This window comes from Curtobacterium sp. MCBD17_003, assembly GCF_003234885.2.
Classification (GTDB): Bacteria; Actinomycetota; Actinomycetes; order Actinomycetales; family Microbacteriaceae; genus Curtobacterium.
In genome coordinates this window covers 1,803,615-1,822,195 of record NZ_CP126275.1, presented here as the reverse complement: position 1 = coordinate 1,822,195, position 18,581 = coordinate 1,803,615, and the positions used below count along the sequence as shown (strand labels likewise).

Here is an 18,581-nt window from a genome sequence, read left to right as displayed (position 1 = left end):
GCGGTCGATCAGCCGGCGACGGTGTCGCCGAGCTGGCGGACTCCGTGCTTGACGACGTCTCCGAAGAGCACGTCGGGGTCGAGTCTACGGAGTTCCTCCGCGAGACAGTCCCGGAGACTCCGGCGCGGCAGCGACAGGTCGTGGACCGGCTGTCCCGGCTGCGACAGCGTCGCGACGTCGACGAGTGACCGCTCGAGGACGATGTCCCCCGACTCGCGCGTCAACGTCACGCCGTGGATCCCGCTCGAACCCGTCGCCCGCGGCGAGGTCACCTGGGTGACGGGGACCTGGAGCTGCAGCTGCAGCCATCCGGCGAGCAGGTGGGTGGAGGGTGAATCGCTGGCGCCCGAGACCTCCACGGCGGTCACCGGCTCGTAGGGTGGCTGGTCGAGCACGGCAGCCAGCTGGTTCCGCCAGAGGGTCAACCGTGTCCACGCGAAGTCGGTGTCACCGGGCGTGTACGAGGCTCCGAGCGCCTCGATCGCGACCCGCGGGTCCGGCTGGTTGGCGGCGTCGGTGATCCGGCGCTGGGCGATCCGGCCGAGTGCGGAGTCCGCCGGGGTCTCCGGAGCGCGCTCCGGCCACCAGGCGACGACCGGCGCGTCGGGCAGCAGGAGCCCCGTGACGAGGCCTTCCTCGTCCGACGCGGTCTCGCCGTAGGCCCGGAGGACGATGACCTCGCTCGCACCGGCGTCGCTCCCGACTCGGATCTGCGCGTCGAGGCGCCCCGGGGACTTCCGGTCACCCTCGTTCCGGGACACGATCACGACTCGCATCGGGTGCTCGCGAGAGGCCTCGTTGGCCGCCTCGATCGCTTCTTCCTCGTGACCGAGCGAGGTCGCGACGATGAGCGTGAGCACCCGTCCGAGTGCGACCGCGCCGCCCTCCTCACGGATGCGGATGAGGGACTTCTGGATCTTCGAGACCGTGGTGTTCGGCAGATCGATCTTCATGGACGCCTCCAACTCCGGCCGTCGCGGGCGAGCAGGGCATCGGCGGACGCCGGACCCCACGTGCCGGGACGGTACTGCTCGGGCTGACCCTGGGTCGCCCAGAACTCCTCGATCGGGTCGAGGATCTTCCAGGAGAGCTCGACCTCCTGGTGACGGGGGAACAGCGGCGGGTCGCCGAGGAGCACGTCGAGGATGAGCCGCTCGTACGCCTCGGGGCTCGCCTCGGTGAACGCGTGCCCGTAGCCGAAGTCCATGGTCACGTCGCGCACGTGCGTGCCGACGCCCGGGACCTTCGAACCGAACCGCAGCGTCACACCCTCGTCGGGCTGCACACGGATGACCAGTGCGTTCTGGCCGAGGGGCGAGCGCTCACCGATGCCGAAGATCTCCTCCGGTACCCGCTTGAACACGATCGCGATCTCGGTCACGCGTCGGCCGAGGCGCTTGCCGGCCCGCAGGTAGAACGGGACTCCGGCCCACCGGCGCGTCGCGATGCCGAGCTTGATCGCCGCGAAGGTCTCAGTGGTGGAATCCGGGTTCATCCCGGCCTCCTCGAGGAACCCGAGCACCTTCTCGCCACCCTGCCACCCGCCGGCGTACTGGCCGCGCGAGGTCGCCGTCGCGAGGTCGGCCGGCAGCCGCACCGCGGACAGGACCTTCTCCTTCTCGGCGCGGAGATCCCCCGCCTTGAACGAGACCGGCTCCTCCATCGCCGTGAGCGCGAGGAGCTGCAGCAGGTGGTTCTGGATGACGTCGCGCGCCGCACCGATGCCGTCGTAGTACGCAGCCCGACCCGCCACCCCGATGTCCTCGGCCATGGTGATCTGGACGTGGTCCACGTAGTTCGCGTTCCACAGCGGCTCGTACATCTGGTTGGCGAAGCGGAGCGTCAGGATGTTCTGGACGGTCTCCTTGCCGAGGTAGTGGTCGATCCGGAAGACGTCGTCCGGCGCGAACACGGTCTCGACGATCGCGTTGAGTTCCCGCGCCGTCGTGAGGTCCGAGCCGAACGGCTTCTCGATGACCACCCGGCTCCAGGCCTCGTCGGGCTTCTCGGTGAGGCCGGAGCGCTTGAGCTGCTCGGTGACTACCGGGAACGCCTTGGGCGGGATCGACAGGTAGAACGCGTGGTTGCCCATGGTCCCGCGCTCGGCGTCGAGTTCGTCGACGGTCTCCTTGAGCTGTCGGAACGCCTCCGGGTCGTCGAACGACCCCTGGACGAACCGGATGCCCTGCGCGAGCTGGTGCCAGACGGCCTCGTCGAACGGCGTCCGCGAGTAGTCCCGCACGGCGTCGTGGACGACCTGCGAGAAGTCCTGGTCCTCCCAGTCACGCCGGGCGAACCCGACCAACGCGAAGCCGGGCGGGAGCAGCCCGCGGTTCGCGAGGTCGTAGACCGCGGGCATCAGCTTCTTGCGGGAGAGGTCCCCCGTGACTCCGAAGATGATGAGGGCGCTGGGGCCCGCGATCCGGTTCAGGCGTCGGTCGGACGGCAGTCGGAGCGGATTGTGCTCCGGAGTGATGGCCACCGGTGACATGTGTCGGTGAGCTCCTTCGATGTTCTGGGGACGCAGGGCCGCGGCGATGATGGGTGCCGTGACCTCGACGTCGGAGACGGTCAGCGTCAGGACCGGGCGACCCCGTGCCGCGAGCACGCTCGCGTCACGGGATGCCTGGGCCTGGACGAGCTGACCGAAGGTGGACGGACGGTCCGGGATCGCGACGCCCAGTTCCACGAAGTCCGGGGCTTCCGGCTCCGGGTGCCGTCCGGGACGATCTCGGTCGCGTCCCGGAGGGGATCGGTGCCCGCGAGCACGGCACTCGAGTACTGCCCGCCCACCTCGTACTGCCCGCCCACCTCGGGGTCGGCGGTGGAGACGCGGTCGACAGCCCCTCGTGGGGTCCGCTCGAGCCACGATCCGTGCTCGAGCGCCGTGCCGACGGCGGATCGCCCCGGTGCGGGATCGGTGGCGTCGAGGACGACGAGCTCGGTGTCGTTCGCCCGCGCGATGACCTCGGACGCGAGCGACGAACCGCTCATGCCCTCGAGGACGACGTGGTCGACGCCCTCGTCCTGCAGTTCCGACCTCAGTGCCGCGACCTGCTCCACGAGCGGGCGCGACGCCGAGACCGCCTCGACCCAGCCGCGGCGCCGTGACGCCTCGGACTCGGCCTCCGGGCCCCACAGCGGTCCGACCTCGACCGTGATGCCCGAGGCCACCTGATCGGTGACGACTCGGGACACCACGGTCTCGATCGCAGGCGCTGCGTCGCCCGAAGCGGCGATGGAAACCGTCACTTCGCCCCTTCGAGGGCGGTCTTCACGGTGTCGACGAGCTCGCCCCAGGAGACGTCGAACTTGTCCACGCCCTCCTTCTCGAGGAGCGCCACGACGTCGTCGTAGTCGATGCCGATCGCCGCGAGCTGGTCCATCACCTGGTTGGCCGCGTCGTAGGAGCCCGTGATGGTGTCACCGCGGACCTCAGCGTGGTCGAACGTGGCCTCGAGGGTCTTGCCCGGCATCGTGTTGACGGTCTGGGGTGCGACGAGCTCGACGACGTAGAGCGTGTCGGGGAGCGACGGGTCCTTGACACCGGTCGAGGCCCAGAGCGGACGCTGCGGGTTCGCGCCGGCCTCGAGCAGGCCCTTGGCGCGCTCGGAAGCGAACGCCTGCTCGAACACCTGGTACGCGAGCTGCGCGTTGGCGATGCCGGCCTTGCTCTTGAGCGCCTTCGCCTCGTCCGAGCCGATCGCGTCGAGGCGCTTGTCGATCTCGGTGTCGACGCGCGACACGAAGAAGGACGCCACCGAGTGGATCTTCGAGAGGTCGTGGCCGGCGGCCTTCGCCTTCTCGAGCCCACCGAGGTAGGCGTCGATGACGGCGCGGTAGCGCTCGAGGCTGAAGATGAGGGTCACGTTGACGCTGATACCGGCACCGATGACCTCGGTGATGGCCTCGAGGCCCTCGATCGTCGCCGGGATCTTGATGAGGACGTTCTCCTTGCCGACCTTCTCGTGCAGGAACTTCGCCTCCTTGATGGTCTCGGCCGCGTCGTGCGCGTAACCGGGCTCGACCTCGATGGACACGCGGCCGTCGAAGCCGTTCGACGACTCGTAGATCGACCGGAACTTGTCGCTGGCGTCGGCGACGTCGCGCGTCGTGATCTCGAAGATCGCGTCGACGACCGAGGTGCCCGCCGCGGCGAGCTCCTTGACCTGGTCGTCGTACCGCTCGCCCTTGGCGAGGGCCGACGCGAAGATCGTCGGGTTCGTCGTCACACCGACGACGTTCCGGTCGGCGATGAGCTTGTCGAGTCGTCCGGTCTGGAGCAGCTCGCGCGACAGGTCGTCGAGCCAGATGCTCACGCCCGCAGCGGAGAGCGCGGCGGTGGGGGTGGTGTCAGTCATTTCTCGCTTCATCTCTTTCGTCATCGACCCGTTCCCTGGCGAGCTGCCCGGGCGGGTCCGGTCTGGTGGTGTCGTCGTCCGACGAGGAAGGGGCCGGGTCCGGTGAACCGGACCCGGCCCTCCTGGCTCAGGACGCCGCGATGGTCTCCTTCGCGGCGGCGACCACGGCCTCTGCCGTGAGACCGAACTCCTTGTAGAGCGTCTGGTAGTCCGCCGAGGCGCCGAAGTGCTCGATCGACACGCTGCGGCCCTTGTCGCCGACGATGTCGCGCCAGCTCATCGCGATGCCCGCCTCGACCGAGACGCGCGCGGTGATCGCCGACGGGAGCACGCTCTCGCGGTACTCCTCCGGCTGGGCCATGAACCACTCGAGGCTCGGGGCGGACACGACGCGCGCGTTCACGCCCTCGGTCTTGAGCTGCTCGCGAGCCGCGACCGCGATCTGGACCTCGGAACCGGTCGCGATGAGGATCACGTCCGGCGTCCCGTTCGGCGCCTCGGCGAGCACGTACGCGCCCTTGGCGACGTTCTTCGCCGAGGCGAAGGTGTCGCCGGTGGCGTCGCCGTCACCGCGCTCGAAGACCGGGAGGTTCTGTCGGCTCAGCGCGATGCCGGCCGGGCCCTCGCGACGCGACAGCATCGCGAGCCAGGCGTACGCGACCTCGTTGGCGTCGGCCGGTCGCACGACGTCGAGCCCCGGGATCGCGCGGAGCGCGGTGAGCTGCTCGATCGGCTGGTGGGTCGGGCCGTCCTCACCGAGGGCCACGGAGTCGTGCGTCCACACGTAGATGGCCGGCGCCTTCATGAGGGCTGCGAGGCGGACCGCCGGGCGCATGTAGTCGCTGAAGATGAGGAAGGTGCCGCCGAAGGGGCGGGTGTTCCCGTGCAGCACGATGCCGGAGAGGATCGAGCCCATGGCGTGCTCGCGGATGCCGAAGTGCAGGACACGACCGTACGGGTCGCCCTTCCACATCTTGGTCGAGAACTTCGTCGGGACGAACGACTTGGCTTCCTCGATCGTGGTGTTGTTCGACTCGGCGAGGTCGGCCGAGCCACCCCAGAACTCGGGCATGAGCGGGGCGATCGCGTTGATCACCTTGCCGGAGGCCGCACGCGTCGAGACGTCCTTGCCCGGCTCGAACACCGGGAGCGCCTGCTCGAGGCCCTCGGGCAGCTCCTGCGCCTGGACCCGGTCGAACAGCGCCTTCTTCTCGGCGTTCGCCGCGGCCCAGGCGTCGAACGCCTGCTGCCACTCGGCGTGCTCGGCCTGGCCACGCTCGACCGCGCCGCGGGTGTGCTCGAGCACCTCGGGAGCGACGTCGAACGTCTTCTCCGGATCGAATCCGAGGACCTCCTTGAGGCCCGCGAGCTCGTCCGCGCCGAGGGCCGAACCGTGGATCTTGCCCGTGTTCTGCTTCTTCGGCGAGGGCCATCCGATGATCGTCTTGAGGACGATGAGCGACGGCTTGACGGTCTCGGCCTTGGCGGCCTCGACGGCGGCGTACAGCGCCTCGACGTCCTCGGAGTACTCGCCGGTCTTCTTCCAGTCGACGTGCTGGACGTGCCAACCGAGCGCCTCGTACCGCGCCGCGACGTCCTCGGTGAAGGCGATGTCGGTGTCGTCCTCGATCGAGATCTGGTTGGAGTCGTAGAAGACGATGAGGTTGCCGAGCTCCTGGTGGCCGGCGAGCGAGGCGGCCTCGTTCGTCACGCCCTCCTGGTTGTCGCCGTCACCGCTGATGACGTAGGTGAAGTGGTCGAACGGGCTCTGACCGGGCGCGGTGTCGGGGTCGAACAGGCCCCGCTCGAAGCGCTGCGCGTAGGCGAAGCCGACCGCCGAGGCGAGACCCTGGCCGAGGGGACCGGTGGTGATCTCGACGCCGTCGGTGTGGCCGTACTCCGGGTGACCCGGGGTCTTCGAGCCCCACTTGCGGAGGTGCTCGAGGTCCTCGAGCTCGAGGCCGTACCCACCGAGGTAGAACTGCACGTACTGGAGGATCGAGGCGTGTCCGGCCGACAGGATGAAGCGGTCGCGGCCGATCCAGGTGCTGTCACTCGGGTCGCGCCGCATCACCTTCTGGAAGAGCAGGTAGGCGAGCGGGGCGAGGCTCATCGCGGTGCCGGGGTGGCCGTTGCCCGCCTTCTCGACGGCGTCGGCGGCGAGCACGCGGGCCGTGTCGACGGCCTTCTTGTCGATGGAATCCCATGTGAATTCAGCCACTGGTGGATTGACCCTTCTTGATGCGACATGTGCGAGGGCTCGTGCTCCCGCACGGACATGACGCCCACCCGGGTCCCGTGGTCGTCGGGTGGTCCGGCGGCCCTGAGTGCGCTGGTGCGCACGACGTCGGGCACACTGCGGGCAGGCGTCTCCCAGCATAGTGAAGACGCACTCAGTCGGCGTTCAGCCGTCGGCGGAGCCGGTGCAACGCGAGCGTGCCCGCGGGGACCATCACGAGCGTGCCCGCGGGGACCATCACGTAAAGTGGGAGGCGGCCCGGTCTTCGACGCGGGTGCCCACTCCCCGAGACAGAGGTTCCATGCCGACAGCCGTCGTGACCCGGCCCGAGATCGTCCAACCGACACTCGTCCGCAAACTGCGCGCCTACGTCGCCCTGACCAAGCCGCGCGTGATGGAGCTGTTGCTCGTCACCACCGCGCCGACGATGTTCCTGGCGGCTCGCGGTGTGCCGGACCTCTGGCTGGTCCTGTGGACGCTCATCGGGGGCGCGATGTCCGCCGGCGGCGCCTCGGCGTTCAACTGCTACATCGATCGCGACATCGACAGGGTCATGAAGCGCACGAGCGACCGTCCGCTCGTCACCGGTGCGGTCTCGGACCGCGAGGCCCTCGTCTTCTCGTGGGCGCTCTCGATCGCGTCGACGCTCGAGCTCGGGCTCCTGGTGAACTGGCTCGCGGCGGCGCTCAGCGTCGGGGCGATCCTGCTGTACGTCGTGTTCTACACGCTCTGGCTCAAGCGTCGGACGCCGCAGAACATCGTCTGGGGCGGCGTCGCGGGCTGCATGCCGGTGCTCATCGGCTGGGCAGCGGTGACGGACTCGCTCAGCTGGGCACCGGTCATCCTGTTCGGCGTCATCTTCCTCTGGACGCCCCCGCACTACTGGCCGCTCTCGATGAAGTACCGCGACGACTACGCCGCGGCGCGCGTGCCGATGCTCGCGGTCGTCCGCGGGCGCACGGTCGTCGGGCTGCAGGTCGTGCTCTACGCCTGGGCGACCGTCGTCTGCTCGGTGATGCTCGTGCCCGTGGCGCACATGGGCGTCCTGTACACGGTCGTCGCCCTCGCGGCCGGCGCGTGGTTCGTCGTCGAGTCCCACCAGCTGTACGGCCGGGCGATCCAGCACGTCGAGCAGGTGCACCCGATGCGCGTGTTCCGGAGTTCGATCATCTACCTGACGCTCCTGTTCCTGGCGGTGGGCATCGATCCGCTCCTGCAGAACGCCCTGACGCGGTAGCGGTCCGGGCGACGCGGGGCGCGGTCGCGCCCGACGCCGCCGGTGCATCCGGGAGGACCGCCACCGGCTGGCAGCCCCCGTCCCGCCGCGCGTGGCGCAGCCGACGGGAGGCGCGGGACCGGCTGGCAGTGCGCCTCCAGTCCGGCGTGGCGGCCGGGAGGCGGGTCGTCCTCTGGCACCGCTCAGCTGCCAGCGGGCCTCCGGGCCGGGGCGCAGCGCAGCCGGTGCCCGTGCTCAGGACCGGACGGCGTCCCGGCCAGCGCTCGGGTGCGAGGACAGCGACACCGCGGTCGTGGCACCCACGAGCAACCCGGCCAGGACCATGTGGGTCCCGACGAGACCGACGGGGAGCGCGCTGCGGGCCTGCGTGATGCCGACGGCGATCTGCACGAACTCGACGACGAGCAGGAGCAGCACCCAGCGGCTCGAGATGCGGAGTCGCACCGCGGCGACGAGCAGGACCAGCGTCAACGCGAAGACCGCGAAGGCGGGGACCGCGTGGAGGTCCTCGATGACCGCCGGGTCGAAGCCCGTCCGGACGAGCTTGCCGCCCTGCACCGACTCGCCCGCGCCGGCGTGCGGCCCCGATCCCGTCGTGAGGATCCCGAGCAGGACCGTCACCGCGACGGCGCCCATGAGGGCGTCCACAACCGTCCGGTACCAGCGGGGGACGAGTGTGCCGGGGCTCCGCGGACCGTTGAGGGAGCGGTAGACGAGGCGGGCCGTGATGGACACGAGCGCGGTCGAGATGACGAAGTGCAGACCGACGACGTACGGGTTGAGGTTCGTCAGCACGCTGATGCCGCCGACCACGGCCTGGAGGGGGATGCTCGCGCCCTGGGCGAACGCGAGCCAGAAGAGCTCGGGCCGCGTGCGTCGGAGTCGCACGACGGCGAGGAACATGGCGATCGCGATCACGACGAGCACGAACGTCAGGAGCCGGTTGCCGAACTCGATGACCCCGTGGAGGCCCATCTCGGGTGTCGTGACGAAGGAGCCGCTCGTGCACTCGGGCCAGGTCGGGCAGCCGAGTCCGGACGCGGTGAGGCGGACGAGCCCGCCCGTGCCGATGAGCACGACCTCGATCACGAACGACGCCCAGGCCAGGACGACGACCCGTGCGTCGACCGTGCGGGGGAGCCCCCACCACCGGGTCGGCGTGGATCGGTCGATCGGGGTGCCGACGCGTGTCACGGAGTGGGTGCCTTCCTGTTGTTCCGGGGGTCGAACCTGTAGACTCAGCGGGTTCGGCACGACGGCCCCGCGGGTCGGCCCGCAGGGGCCGGCGGACGGGGACGGAGCAGTCAAGTGTATTCAGCGGAGCGCTGGAAGTTGACTCCGGGCTTCGAAACCGCCGCACATCGTCGCTGATGGCCGGAGCCGGTGCGACCATCGTCAGACGGCCGGTACCGCGGACGACGTCCGAGGAATGGTGCCGGAGACCCCGGCGTTGTCGTCCAACGGACCGAACGGCCCGAAGAGAGATAGAGGGAGACCATGTCCGACGTGCTCATCGACCGTCCCGAGCTCGAAGGGCTCGGCCAGTACGAGTTCGGCTGGGCCGACCCCGACGCCGCTGGCGCCTCCGCCCGCCGTGGTCTCTCCGAAGAGGTGGTCACCGACATCTCCCGGCTCAAGTCCGAGCCCGAGTGGATGCTCAAGAACCGGCTCAAGGGCCTGCAGCTCTTCGGCCGCAAGCCGATGCCGACGTGGGGCGCGGACCTCACCGGCATCGACTTCGACAACATCAAGTACTTCGTGCGCTCGACCGAGAAGCAGGCGCAGTCGTGGGAGGACCTCCCCGAGGACATCCGCAACACGTACGAGCGCCTGGGCATCCCCGAGGCCGAGCGGCAGCGCCTCGTGGCGGGCGTCGCGGCCCAGTACGAGTCCGAGGTCGTCTACCACCAGATCCGCGAGGACCTCGAGGCCCAGGGCGTGATCTTCATGGACACGGACACGGCGCTCCGCGAACACCCCGAGTTCTTCGAGGAGTACTTCGGCACCGTGATCCCGGCCGGCGACAACAAGTTCGCGGCGCTGAACACCGCTGTCTGGTCGGGCGGTTCGTTCGTCTACGTCCCGAAGGGCGTCCACGTCGAGATCCCGCTGCAGGCGTACTTCCGGATCAACACCGAGAACATGGGCCAGTTCGAGCGGACCCTGATCATCGCGGACGAGGACTCGTACGTGCACTACATCGAGGGCTGCACGGCCCCGATCTACAAGTCGGACTCGCTGCACTCGGCGGTCGTCGAGATCATCGTCAAGAAGAACGCGCGCGTGCGCTACACGACGATCCAGAACTGGTCGAGCAACGTCTACAACCTCGTCACGAAGCGTGCGATCGCCCACGAGGGCGCGACGATGGAGTGGATCGACGGGAACATCGGCTCGAAGGTCACGATGAAGTACCCGTCGATCTACCTGGCCGGTGAACACGCCAAGGGCGAGACCCTCTCGGTCGCGTTCGCGGGTCCGGGTCAGCACCAGGACGCTGGCGCGAAGATGATCCACATGGCGCCGTACACCACGTCGTCGATCGTCTCGAAGTCGATCGCCCGCGGTGGGGGCCGCGCGGGGTACCGCGGTGAGGTCCGGGTCGATCCGGACGCCCATCACGCCGCCAACACGGTCCGCTGCGACGCGCTGCTCGTGGACACGGTGTCGCGGTCGGACACGTACCCGGCGATCGACATCCGGGTGGACGACGTCCAGCTCGGTCACGAGGCCACGGTGTCGCGCGTCAGCGAGGAGCAGCTGTTCTACCTCATGTCGCGGGGCCTGCCCGAGGACGAGGCGATGGCGATGATCGTCCGTGGCTTCATCGAACCGATCGCCCGGGAGCTCCCGATGGAGTACGCGCTCGAACTCAACAAGCTCATCGAGATGAGCATGGAAGGATCCGTCGGCTAGATGTCCGCCACCAGCCCCCAGCCCCAGACCGACGTGCAGCCGCGCATCGACCAGCCGGTCGAGCCTGCGGGCGGGACCGAACAACACGGAGCGCGAGCCCACTCCGACGGCGGGTGGGACACGCGCGTCCCGGTGCAGACGCGGTCCGAGCGATTCGCGTCGGCAGACGTCGACGCGTTCCCGGCGGTCACCGGTCGCGAGGTCAACTGGAAGTTCGCACCCCTCGCGAAGATCCGGCCCCTCCTCGACGGTGATCTCGACGGTGCGGCGTACCCCTTCCTCGCCCGCGAGTCGGGCGGGACACACATCGACTGGGTCCGGAGCGACGACGAGCGGGTCGGCAGCGCGGGTCTCCCGGAGGACCGGGCGTCCGCGGCGGCGTGGAGTGCGCGCGACGCGGTGCTCGCGATCACGGTTCGTGGCGACGAGCCGGGGCACGTCACGATCACGCGGTCGGCGATGGGCTCGGAGCCCCGCGCGGCCCACACGGTGATCACCGCCGAGGCCAACAGCACGGGCATCGTCATCGTGAACAGCACGGGCTCGGCGCTCCTCAGCGAGAACGTCGAGATCGTGGTCGAGGACGGCGCGCGGCTCACCGTCGTCGCCGTGCAGGACTGGGACGACGACGCCGTCCACGTCGGGACCCACTTCGCCCAGGTCGGGCGCGACGCCTTCCTCAAGCACGTGGTCGTCTCGCTCGGCGGGGACGTGGTCCGGATCAACCCGTCGACGCGCCTCGGTGCGCAGGGCGGCGACACCGAGATGTACGGCGTCTACTTCGCCGACGCCGGGCAGTACATCGAGCAGCAGGTGTACGTGAACCACGACGCCCCGAACACCCGGAGCCGCGTCAACTACAAGGGCGCGTTGCAGGGCGAGGGCGCGCACACCGTCTGGATCGGCGACGTGCTCATCGGGCGGCCCGCCGCGGGCACCGACAGCTACGAGCAGAACCGCAACCTCGTGCTCTCCGAGGGCACGCGGGCCGACAGCATCCCGAACCTCGAGATCGAGACCGGCGACATCCAGGGCGCCGGGCACGCGAGCGCCACGGGACGCTTCGACGACGAGCACCTGTTCTACCTGCAGTCCCGCGGGATCACCGAGGACGAGGCCCGCCGCCTCGTCGTGCTCGGGTTCCTCGTCGACGTCGTGCAGAAGATCGGGGACCCCGACCTCGAGGAACGCCTCGTCCGCGCCATCGAGCAGGAGCTCGCCGGCGGCCGCACGGAGCACGGGGACCTCGCCTGATGGCCACGAAGGTCTGCTCCGAGTCGGAGATCGCGGTCGACAGCCCGATGCGGGTCGTCGTCGACGGCGCTCCCGTCGCCGTGGTCAAGGACTCGGCGGGCACCGTGCACGCCATCGGTGACACCTGCACGCACGGCGACATCTCGCTGTCCGAGGGCTTCGTCGAGGACGGCGCGCTCGAGTGCTGGGCCCATGGCTCGAAGTTCGAGCTCACCAGCGGCAAGCCCCTCAACTTCCCGGCGTACGAACCGGTGCCCGTCTACCGGGTCTCGATCATCGATGGCGACGTGTACGTCGACACGTCCGACGTCCGCGCCGACAACTGACCACCGAAGGAACACGCATGTCCACTCTCGAAATCCGCGGTCTCCAGGTCTCGATCGACACCGATCAGGGCAAGAAGGAGATCCTCAAGGGCGTCGACCTCACCATCAACGAGGGCGAGATCCACGCGATCATGGGTCCGAACGGATCCGGCAAGTCGACGCTCGCCTACACGATCGCCGGCCACCCCCGCTACAACGTCGACGGAGGCTCGATCCTCCTCGACGGGCAGGAGGTCCTCGAGATGAGCGTGGACGAGCGCGCCCGCGCCGGGCTGTTCCTCGCCATGCAGTACCCCGTCGAGATCCCCGGTGTCACGGTGTCGAACTTCCTGCGCACCGCGAAGACGGCGATCGACGGTGAGGCTCCGGCGCTCCGCGGCTGGGTGTCCGACCTCCGTCGCTCCATGGCGGACCTCAAGATGGACAGCGCCTTCGCCGAGCGCAACGTGAACGAGGGCTTCTCGGGCGGCGAGAAGAAGCGCCACGAGATCATGCAGCTCGAGCTCCTCAAGCCGAAGTTCGCCGTGCTCGACGAGACCGACTCCGGCCTCGACGTCGACGCGCTGAAGATCGTCTCGGAGGGCGTCAACCGCGCGAAGGCCGCGACCGACATGGGCGTCCTGCTCATCACGCACTACACGCGCATCCTCCGCTACATCAAGCCCGACTTCGTGCACGTGTTCGTCGCGGGCAGGGTGGCTGAGCAGGGCGGGCCGGAGCTCGCTGAGCGCCTCGAGAACGAGGGCTACGACCGCTACGTCGCCGCCGCCGCGAGGGCCTGATGATCACCACACTGTCACCACAGAAGTTCGACGAGGTCGCCGAGGCGCTCAAGGAGGTCTCGGACCCGGAGCTCGGCGTCAACGTCGTCGACCTCGGTCTGGTCTACGACCTCGCGTGGGACGACGACGCGAACGCCCTCATCATCAGCATGACGCTCACGAGCGCCGGGTGCCCGCTCACCGACGTCATCGAGAACGACACCGCGAACGCGCTCGACGGCATCGTCGACGCCTTCCGCATCAACTGGGTCTGGATGCCGCCGTGGGGGCCGGAGCGCATCACCGACGACGGTCGCGAGATGATGCGGGCGCTCGGCTTCGCCATCTGACGCCAGCCGACATACGAACGGACGGGAGGCCCGGTACCAGCTGGTACCGGGCCTCCCGTCCGTCCGTGTCGGGCCGATCAGCGGGAGCGGCGGCCGATGGCGCGCCACGCCAGGGGGAGGACGCCGGCGGCGATGACCGCCTTGGCGATGCCACCGACGACGAACGGGGCGAGTCCGAGGTGGAACACCGTGGCGAGGTCGTGCGGCGCACCCAGCTGGCCGAGGACCACCGCCAGGTACGGCAGACCGGTCACGAAGGGGATGGCGCTCGCGAGCGTGAAGGCGATCACGCCGCGGACGAAGCGACGGTCCCAGTTCCGGCGCGCGAGCCACCCGATCGCGGCAGCGCTGGGGACGAAGCCGATGACGTACCCGAAGCTCGGCACCGCGAGCGCGTGCAGGCCACCGGTCATGTCGGCGAAGAACGGCGCTCCGGCGAGCCCGGCCACCATGTAGAGCAGCATCGAGATCGCACCGCGGCGGGCGCCGAGGGTCGCACCGACGAGCACCACGGCGAGCGTCTGCCCGGTGATGGGCACCGGCCACATCGGGACCTCGACCTGCGCCATGGCCGCGGTGAACAGCGCGCCGCCCGCGACGAGTGCCGCGTCGGTCGCGAGGCCGCGGGAGCGGATACGGTCCGCGAGCACGGGTCGGCTGGCGCCCGCGTGGACGCGACCGGGAACGGCGTTGGTCATGGAGTCTCCTAGAATGGGTCGGTGGTCGCGGGCGCCGCACGGAATCCGCCATGGCCTGCGGGCGTTCTCGTCGATGGTCCGCTCCTGTGTCGGGAGCGCGGCGCCGGAGCCGGGTTCCCCTCGATCCTACGGGCCACCCCCGCCTGCACACCGTTGTGACCACCCCACCAACTGATTGGACGTCCGCTGTGCTTGCCGTGCACGATCTCGAGATCCGCGTCGGAGCGCGCCTCCTGATGGAGGGCGTGACCTTCCGCGTCGACAAGGGCGACAAGATCGGGTTGGTCGGGCGGAACGGTGCCGGCAAGACCACGATGACGAAGGCGCTGGCGGGCGAGACCATGCCGACCGGCGGCGAGATCACCCGCTCGGGCGAGATCGGGTACCTGCCGCAGGACCCGCGGTCCGGCAACCCCGAGGACACGGCGCGCAAGCGGATCCTCGACGCCCGTGGACTCGGCGAGATCGTCGAGGGACTGCGCGCCGCCTCGCTCGACATGGGGAGCAGCGACCCGGCCGTCGCCGAGAAGGCGATGGCCAAGTACGCGCGACTCGACGACCGCTTCACCGCGCTCGGTGGGTACGCGGCCGAAGCGGAGGCGGCGTCGATCGCGTCGAACCTGGCGCTGCCGGACCGGATCCTCGACCAGCAGCTGAAGACGTTGTCCGGCGGGCAGCGGCGGCGCATCGAACTGGCGCGGATCCTGTTCTCCGAGGCCGACACGATGATCCTCGACGAGCCGACGAACCACCTCGACGCGGACTCGGTCGTCTGGCTGCGGGAGTACCTCAAGACGTACGCGGGCGGTGTGATCGTCATCTCGCACGACGTCGAACTGGTGGACGAGGTCGTGAACCGCGTCTTCTACCTCGACGCGAACCGCCAGGTCATCGACATCTACAACATGGGCTGGAAGCACTACCAGCGCCAGCGCGTCGCGGACGAGGAACGGCGCCGCAAGGAACGCGCCAACGCCGAGAAGAAAGCGGGGGAGCTGCAGAAGCAGGCCGCCCGGTTCGGCGCCAAGGCGACGAAGGCGGCGGCCGCCCATCAGATGGTGGCGCGCGCCGAGAAGCTCCTGGCCGGGCTCGAGGACGTCCGCGAGCAGGACCGCGTGGCGAAGCTGCGGTTCCCCACGCCGGTCGCCTGCGGGCGCACGCCGCTGATGGCCGAAGGCCTCTCGAAGTCGTACGGGTCGCTCGAGATCTTCGCCGGGGTCGACCTCGCGATCGACCGGGGATCGCGGGTCGTCATCCTCGGCCTCAACGGTGCCGGCAAGACCACCCTGCTCCGCATCCTCGCGGGCGCCGACCGCCCGGACACGGGCGAGGTCCAGCCAGGCCACGGCCTCCGCATCGGCTACTACGCGCAGGAGCACGAGAACATCGACGTCAACCGGACCGTGATCGAGAACATGGTCTCGGCGTCCCCGGCGCTCACCGAGACCGAGGCCCGACGCGTGCTCGGTTCGTTCCTGTTCACCGGGGACGACGGCTACAAGCCGGCGGGCGTGCTCTCGGGCGGCGAGAAGACCCGTCTGTCGCTGGCGATGATCGTCGTGTCCGGGGCGAACGTGCTCCTGCTCGACGAGCCGACGAACAACCTGGACCCGGCATCGCGCGAGGAGATCCTCGGCGCACTGGCGGGGTACGAGGGCGCCGTCGTGCTCGTGAGCCACGACGCGGGTGCGGTCGAGGCCCTCAGTCCGGAGCGGGTGCTGTTGCTGCCCGACGGCGTCGAGGACCACTGGAACAAGGACTACGCGGAGCTCATCGAACTCGCCTGACCGGGGCCGCCGACGCTCGTCGTCCGGGGGCTGTCCGGCTCAGCCGACCCGGACGTCGTCGAGGAGGCCGTCCTCGATCTCCGCGTCCGTCTTCGGACGGGCTTCACGCCGCCGCTTGCGTTCGAGCGCGCGCTCGCGTTCCTCCGGGTCGTCCTGGTTGAGGTTCCGGTACTCCTGGACCATCAGGTAGGCGAGGAACCCGAAGCCGCCGGCGGCGAACATGAACCACTGGATGAAGTACGACAGGTGGAGGCCGGTGTCGGCCGACGGGCGATCCCAACCAAGGGGCCGGGCCTGTGCGGGCGCCGGATCCTCGCTCTTGAGCTGACCGTACGCGCCGGTCCAGATCGGCTGGGCGACGCGGCCCGCGACGTCCGACAGGGTGACCGACTGGATCTCGTCGGTGTGGGCCGGGTCGGTCCGACCGGGGATGTGCGGCTCGGTCTGCTGGAGGCGCACCACGACGTCGACGGTGCCCCTCGGCGGTGCGGGCACGGAGTCGGGGTAGTCGTGGTCGTTGCCCGTCGGGACCCATCCGCGGTCGACGATGAACGCGCGCCCCGACGACGTCACCAGCGGCGTCAGGACCTCGAACCCGGGCTGACCGTTGTGGACGCGGTTGCGCACGAGGAGCTGCTCCGCCACGTCGTAGTGCCCGGTCACGCGGACCTGGAGCCACGTCTGGTCGTCGTCGAACGCGGACCGTGTCGGGAGTGCGCGGTCGACGGGCACGGGGGTGTGGTCGTAGTTCTCGGCGATCTGGTCGTTCTCGCGGACCGCCTCGTTGCGGCGGTCCCACTGCCACATGCCGAAGAACGCGCAGAGGATCGCGAAGCCGACCGCGATCGCGAAGTACCCGACCCAACGGCGGCCGATCACGAAGCCCCAACCGACGAAGGGTTCGTCCGGGTCCCGGTCGGTCTCGTGCTCGTCGGCGGTGCCGAGCCGGGCCGCGTGGGCCTCGCGTTCGGCGCGGCGGAGGCGCTCCGCGCCCCGGCGCCCGTAGCGGGCCGTCGGGTCGAAGTCCCGGAGGCCGGCCGTCGGCTCGTCGTCGGTGCGGTCGTGGTCCGTCCGGGGGTCGTGCAGCGTCATCCGAGGGAGCCGCCCTCGGCACCTCCGGAGGTCAGGGAGTCCGCGACGTCCTCGAGCCGCTCGACGTCCTCGTCGATGCCGGTCACGGTCACCGGGAAGGCCCGGGACCGCAGGTAGTCCGCGAGGAAGGCACAGTGGTCGTCACACGCCGCCCAGATCTTGACGCGGTCGACCGCATGGATCCTCGGGTTGCGCCAGTTGACCCGCCAGGACGCCCTGTTCGAGCATCCGGCCCGCGAGCACACCGGCGCTCCTGGATCGGTGTGGAGGTCGAAGGTCGCCATCAGCGCCGGCTCCGTCCGCCGCTCGCCGCGGCGCGTTCGCGCTCCGCACGCTCCTGCTCGGCGTGTGCCCACGCGGCTCGGGCGCGCTGGTCTTCGCGGTAGCGTTCCTCGCGCTCCTGCTCGATGCGTTCGCGGTCGTCGTCGGGCAGCACGCGCACGAGTTCGCCGCCCGGTCGGACGAGGTCGTCGGCGCGGCGGTTCCCCGCGTTGGCGACGACCACGGCCACCCACGGGATGACGCCGGCGAGCACGAGCGGGAGGATGCTCCAGACGTCGTGGAGGCAGACCGCCACGACGAAGCACACCACGCGCACGGACATCGTGAACACGTACCGCCTGAGGCGGCCGCGCCGGTCATCGGCGGGCGATGCCGGCAGCGAGGTGATGCTGTTCGTCTTCATGCGATGGTCTCTCCGCTTCCCCGGCTCAAGCCTAAGCCTCACCACCGACGGTAGGCTCGCATGGTCCGTTCGGCGCACCGCGGTGATCCGACGGGCGCCCCTACCGCCCCCGTTCAGCACCAGGAGCACTCATGACCACGCCCCGTACCGTCCTCGTCACCGGAGGGAACCGCGGGATCGGCCACGCCATCGCCCAGGAGTTCGTCGCCGCCGGGCACCGGGTCGCGGTGACGTCGCGCAGCGGTGACGGCGGCCCCGAAGGCGCACTCACCGTCGCCGCGGACGTCACGGACGCCGCGAGCGTCGACGCCGCGTTCACCGCCGTCGAGGCAGCGCTCGGACCGGTCGAGGTGCTCGTGTCGAACGCCGGCATCACGCACGACACCCTGCTGCTCCGGATGAGCGAAGAGGACTTCACCTCGGTCGTGGACACGAACCTGACCGGAGCGTTCCGCGTCGTGAAGCGCGCCTCCAAGAACATGCTGCGTGCCCGGTTCGGCCGGGTGATCCTGATCTCCAGCGTCGTCGGGACGCTCGGTTCCGCCGGACAGGTCAACTACGCGTCGTCGAAGTCCGGGCTCATCGGGTTCGCGCGGTCGCTCACGCGTGAGCTCGGGGGCCGCGGCCTCACGGCGAACGTCATCGCGCCCGGGTTCATCGAGACCGAGATGACCGCGGCGCTGCCCGAGGACGTCCAGGCGCAGTACAAGAAGCAGATCCCCGCCGGTCGGTACGGGAGCGTGCACGACATCGCCGCGACCACCCTGTTCCTCGCCGGCGACGACGCGGGGTACATCTCCGGGGCGGTCATCCCGGTGGACGGCGGCGTCGGGATGGGCGACTGAGCCCATCCCGGACGCGGCTCCTGCCGGTAC

18 protein-coding genes are annotated in these 18,581 nt (G+C 69.8%); 8 read left to right on the top strand and 10 right to left on the bottom strand.

Annotation, left to right across the window (positions count from 1 at the left end):
• Positions 1-8 precede the first annotated feature (8 nt).
• From DEI88_RS08695 to tkt, 5 genes are all read right to left on the bottom strand, one after another.
• Entirely contained in the window at positions 9-953 is a 945-nt protein-coding gene (locus DEI88_RS08695) for a glucose-6-phosphate dehydrogenase assembly protein OpcA (protein ID WP_111009115.1), read from the bottom strand.
• Positions 950-2,491, bottom strand: coding sequence for a glucose-6-phosphate dehydrogenase (zwf, locus tag DEI88_RS08690; RefSeq protein ID WP_111013393.1), 1,542 nt, complete (start codon positions 2,489-2,491; stop codon positions 950-952). The genes DEI88_RS08695 and zwf overlap by 4 nt, the downstream gene beginning before the upstream one ends.
• A gap of 86 nt (positions 2,492-2,577) precedes the next feature.
• On the bottom strand, positions 2,578-3,252 hold the full coding sequence (locus tag DEI88_RS08685; protein WP_111071536.1) for a hypothetical protein: 675 nt from the start codon (positions 3,250-3,252) through the stop codon (positions 2,578-2,580).
• Positions 3,249-4,361 carry a transaldolase gene (tal, locus tag DEI88_RS08680; RefSeq protein WP_111048807.1) on the bottom strand — a complete coding sequence of 371 codons (1,113 nt, stop codon included), beginning with the start codon at positions 4,359-4,361 and terminating at the stop codon, positions 3,249-3,251. The genes DEI88_RS08685 and tal overlap by 4 nt, the downstream gene beginning before the upstream one ends.
• A 127-nt stretch (positions 4,362-4,488) precedes the next feature.
• A complete protein-coding gene (gene tkt / locus DEI88_RS08675) occupies positions 4,489-6,582 on the bottom strand; it encodes a transketolase (RefSeq protein ID WP_111013280.1) in 2,094 nt (697 codons plus the stop codon).
• 319 nt (positions 6,583-6,901) lie between these two features.
• On the opposite strand from tkt, the gene DEI88_RS08670 reads away from it, so the two are divergent.
• Positions 6,902-7,837, top strand: a complete 936-nt coding sequence (locus DEI88_RS08670) for a heme o synthase (RefSeq protein WP_111009111.1) — start codon at positions 6,902-6,904, stop codon at positions 7,835-7,837.
• 234 nt (positions 7,838-8,071) lie between these two features.
• Here DEI88_RS08670 and DEI88_RS08665 read toward each other — a convergent pair whose 3' ends face one another.
• Positions 8,072-9,031: a COX15/CtaA family protein gene (locus DEI88_RS08665; protein ID WP_111025625.1), complete on the bottom strand. Its 960-nt coding sequence runs from the start codon at positions 9,029-9,031 to the stop codon at positions 8,072-8,074.
• Positions 9,032-9,334: 303 nt separating this feature from the next.
• Between DEI88_RS08665 and sufB the strand changes: the two genes are divergently transcribed.
• From sufB to DEI88_RS08640, 5 genes are read left to right on the top strand one after another with little or no spacing between them, the layout of a single operon-like run.
• The gene (gene sufB / locus DEI88_RS08660) at positions 9,335-10,753 is read left to right on the top strand and encodes a Fe-S cluster assembly protein SufB (RefSeq protein ID WP_111009109.1); all 1,419 of its coding nucleotides are present in this window, start codon (positions 9,335-9,337) and stop codon (positions 10,751-10,753) included.
• Positions 10,754-12,007 (top strand): Fe-S cluster assembly protein SufD, encoded by a 1,254-nt coding sequence (sufD, locus tag DEI88_RS08655; protein WP_111009108.1) that lies wholly within the window; start codon positions 10,754-10,756, stop codon positions 12,005-12,007. It abuts the gene before it with no gap.
• Positions 12,007-12,333 (top strand): non-heme iron oxygenase ferredoxin subunit, encoded by a 327-nt coding sequence (locus DEI88_RS08650; protein WP_111009107.1) that lies wholly within the window; start codon positions 12,007-12,009, stop codon positions 12,331-12,333. The genes sufD and DEI88_RS08650 overlap by 1 nt, the downstream gene beginning before the upstream one ends.
• Before the next feature lie 17 nt (positions 12,334-12,350).
• Positions 12,351-13,115: a Fe-S cluster assembly ATPase SufC gene (gene sufC, locus DEI88_RS08645; protein ID WP_111009106.1), complete on the top strand. Its 765-nt coding sequence runs from the start codon at positions 12,351-12,353 to the stop codon at positions 13,113-13,115.
• On the top strand, positions 13,115-13,444 hold the full coding sequence (locus DEI88_RS08640) for a metal-sulfur cluster assembly factor (protein WP_111009105.1): 330 nt from the start codon (positions 13,115-13,117) through the stop codon (positions 13,442-13,444). The genes sufC and DEI88_RS08640 overlap by 1 nt, the downstream gene beginning before the upstream one ends.
• A 77-nt stretch (positions 13,445-13,521) precedes the next feature.
• Here DEI88_RS08640 and DEI88_RS08635 read toward each other — a convergent pair whose 3' ends face one another.
• Positions 13,522-14,142 carry a biotin transporter BioY gene (locus tag DEI88_RS08635; RefSeq protein WP_111071537.1) on the bottom strand — a complete coding sequence of 207 codons (621 nt, stop codon included), beginning with the start codon at positions 14,140-14,142 and terminating at the stop codon, positions 13,522-13,524.
• A gap of 188 nt (positions 14,143-14,330) precedes the next feature.
• Here DEI88_RS08635 and DEI88_RS08630 point away from each other — a divergent pair, with 188 nt between their 5' ends.
• The gene (locus DEI88_RS08630; protein WP_111013284.1) at positions 14,331-15,929 is read left to right on the top strand and encodes an ABC-F family ATP-binding cassette domain-containing protein; all 1,599 of its coding nucleotides are present in this window, start codon (positions 14,331-14,333) and stop codon (positions 15,927-15,929) included.
• Between the two features lie 39 nt (positions 15,930-15,968).
• Here DEI88_RS08630 and DEI88_RS08625 read toward each other — a convergent pair whose 3' ends face one another.
• Genes DEI88_RS08625 through DEI88_RS08615 form a run of 3 tightly spaced genes read right to left on the bottom strand, consistent with a single transcriptional unit; the run spans position 15,969 to position 17,706 of the window.
• Complete coding sequence (locus DEI88_RS08625) at positions 15,969-17,021, bottom strand: SURF1 family cytochrome oxidase biogenesis protein (RefSeq protein ID WP_111035887.1); 1,053 nt, start codon at positions 17,019-17,021, stop codon at positions 15,969-15,971.
• Positions 17,018-17,305, bottom strand: coding sequence for a hypothetical protein (locus DEI88_RS08620; protein ID WP_111013286.1), 288 nt, complete (start codon positions 17,303-17,305; stop codon positions 17,018-17,020). Before DEI88_RS08620 ends, DEI88_RS08625 begins: the two co-directional genes overlap by 4 nt.
• Entirely contained in the window at positions 17,305-17,706 is a 402-nt protein-coding gene (locus DEI88_RS08615; protein ID WP_111035886.1) for a DUF3099 domain-containing protein, read from the bottom strand. The genes DEI88_RS08620 and DEI88_RS08615 overlap by 1 nt, the downstream gene beginning before the upstream one ends.
• 131 nt (positions 17,707-17,837) lie before the next feature.
• Here DEI88_RS08615 and fabG point away from each other — a divergent pair, with 131 nt between their 5' ends.
• A complete protein-coding gene (gene fabG, locus DEI88_RS08610; RefSeq protein WP_111013288.1) occupies positions 17,838-18,551 on the top strand; it encodes a 3-oxoacyl-ACP reductase FabG in 714 nt (237 codons plus the stop codon).
• Positions 18,552-18,581: the final 30 nt, after the last annotated feature.

Excerpts from the sequence above, each read along its gene's own strand:
- DEI88_RS08695 (WP_111009115.1), bottom strand. The coding sequence starts at position 953 with ATGAAGATCGATCTGCCGAACACCACGGTCTCGAAGATCCAGAAGTCC.
- zwf (WP_111013393.1), bottom strand. The coding sequence starts at position 2,491 with ATGTCACCGGTGGCCATCACTCCGGAGCACAATCCGCTCCGACTGCCG.
- tal (WP_111048807.1), bottom strand. The coding sequence starts at position 4,361 with ATGACTGACACCACCCCCACCGCCGCGCTCTCCGCTGCGGGCGTGAGC.
- DEI88_RS08670 (WP_111009111.1), top strand. The coding sequence starts at position 6,902 with ATGCCGACAGCCGTCGTGACCCGGCCCGAGATCGTCCAACCGACACTC.
- sufB (WP_111009109.1), top strand. The coding sequence starts at position 9,335 with ATGTCCGACGTGCTCATCGACCGTCCCGAGCTCGAAGGGCTCGGCCAG.
- sufD (WP_111009108.1), top strand. The coding sequence starts at position 10,754 with ATGTCCGCCACCAGCCCCCAGCCCCAGACCGACGTGCAGCCGCGCATC.
- DEI88_RS08650 (WP_111009107.1), top strand. The coding sequence starts at position 12,007 with ATGGCCACGAAGGTCTGCTCCGAGTCGGAGATCGCGGTCGACAGCCCG.
- sufC (WP_111009106.1), top strand. The coding sequence starts at position 12,351 with ATGTCCACTCTCGAAATCCGCGGTCTCCAGGTCTCGATCGACACCGAT.
- DEI88_RS08640 (WP_111009105.1), top strand. The coding sequence starts at position 13,115 with ATGATCACCACACTGTCACCACAGAAGTTCGACGAGGTCGCCGAGGCG.
- DEI88_RS08635 (WP_111071537.1), bottom strand. The coding sequence starts at position 14,142 with ATGACCAACGCCGTTCCCGGTCGCGTCCACGCGGGCGCCAGCCGACCC.
- DEI88_RS08625 (WP_111035887.1), bottom strand. The coding sequence starts at position 17,021 with ATGACGCTGCACGACCCCCGGACGGACCACGACCGCACCGACGACGAG.
- DEI88_RS08620 (WP_111013286.1), bottom strand. The coding sequence starts at position 17,305 with ATGGCGACCTTCGACCTCCACACCGATCCAGGAGCGCCGGTGTGCTCG.
- DEI88_RS08615 (WP_111035886.1), bottom strand. The coding sequence starts at position 17,706 with ATGAAGACGAACAGCATCACCTCGCTGCCGGCATCGCCCGCCGATGAC.
- fabG (WP_111013288.1), top strand. The coding sequence starts at position 17,838 with ATGACCACGCCCCGTACCGTCCTCGTCACCGGAGGGAACCGCGGGATC.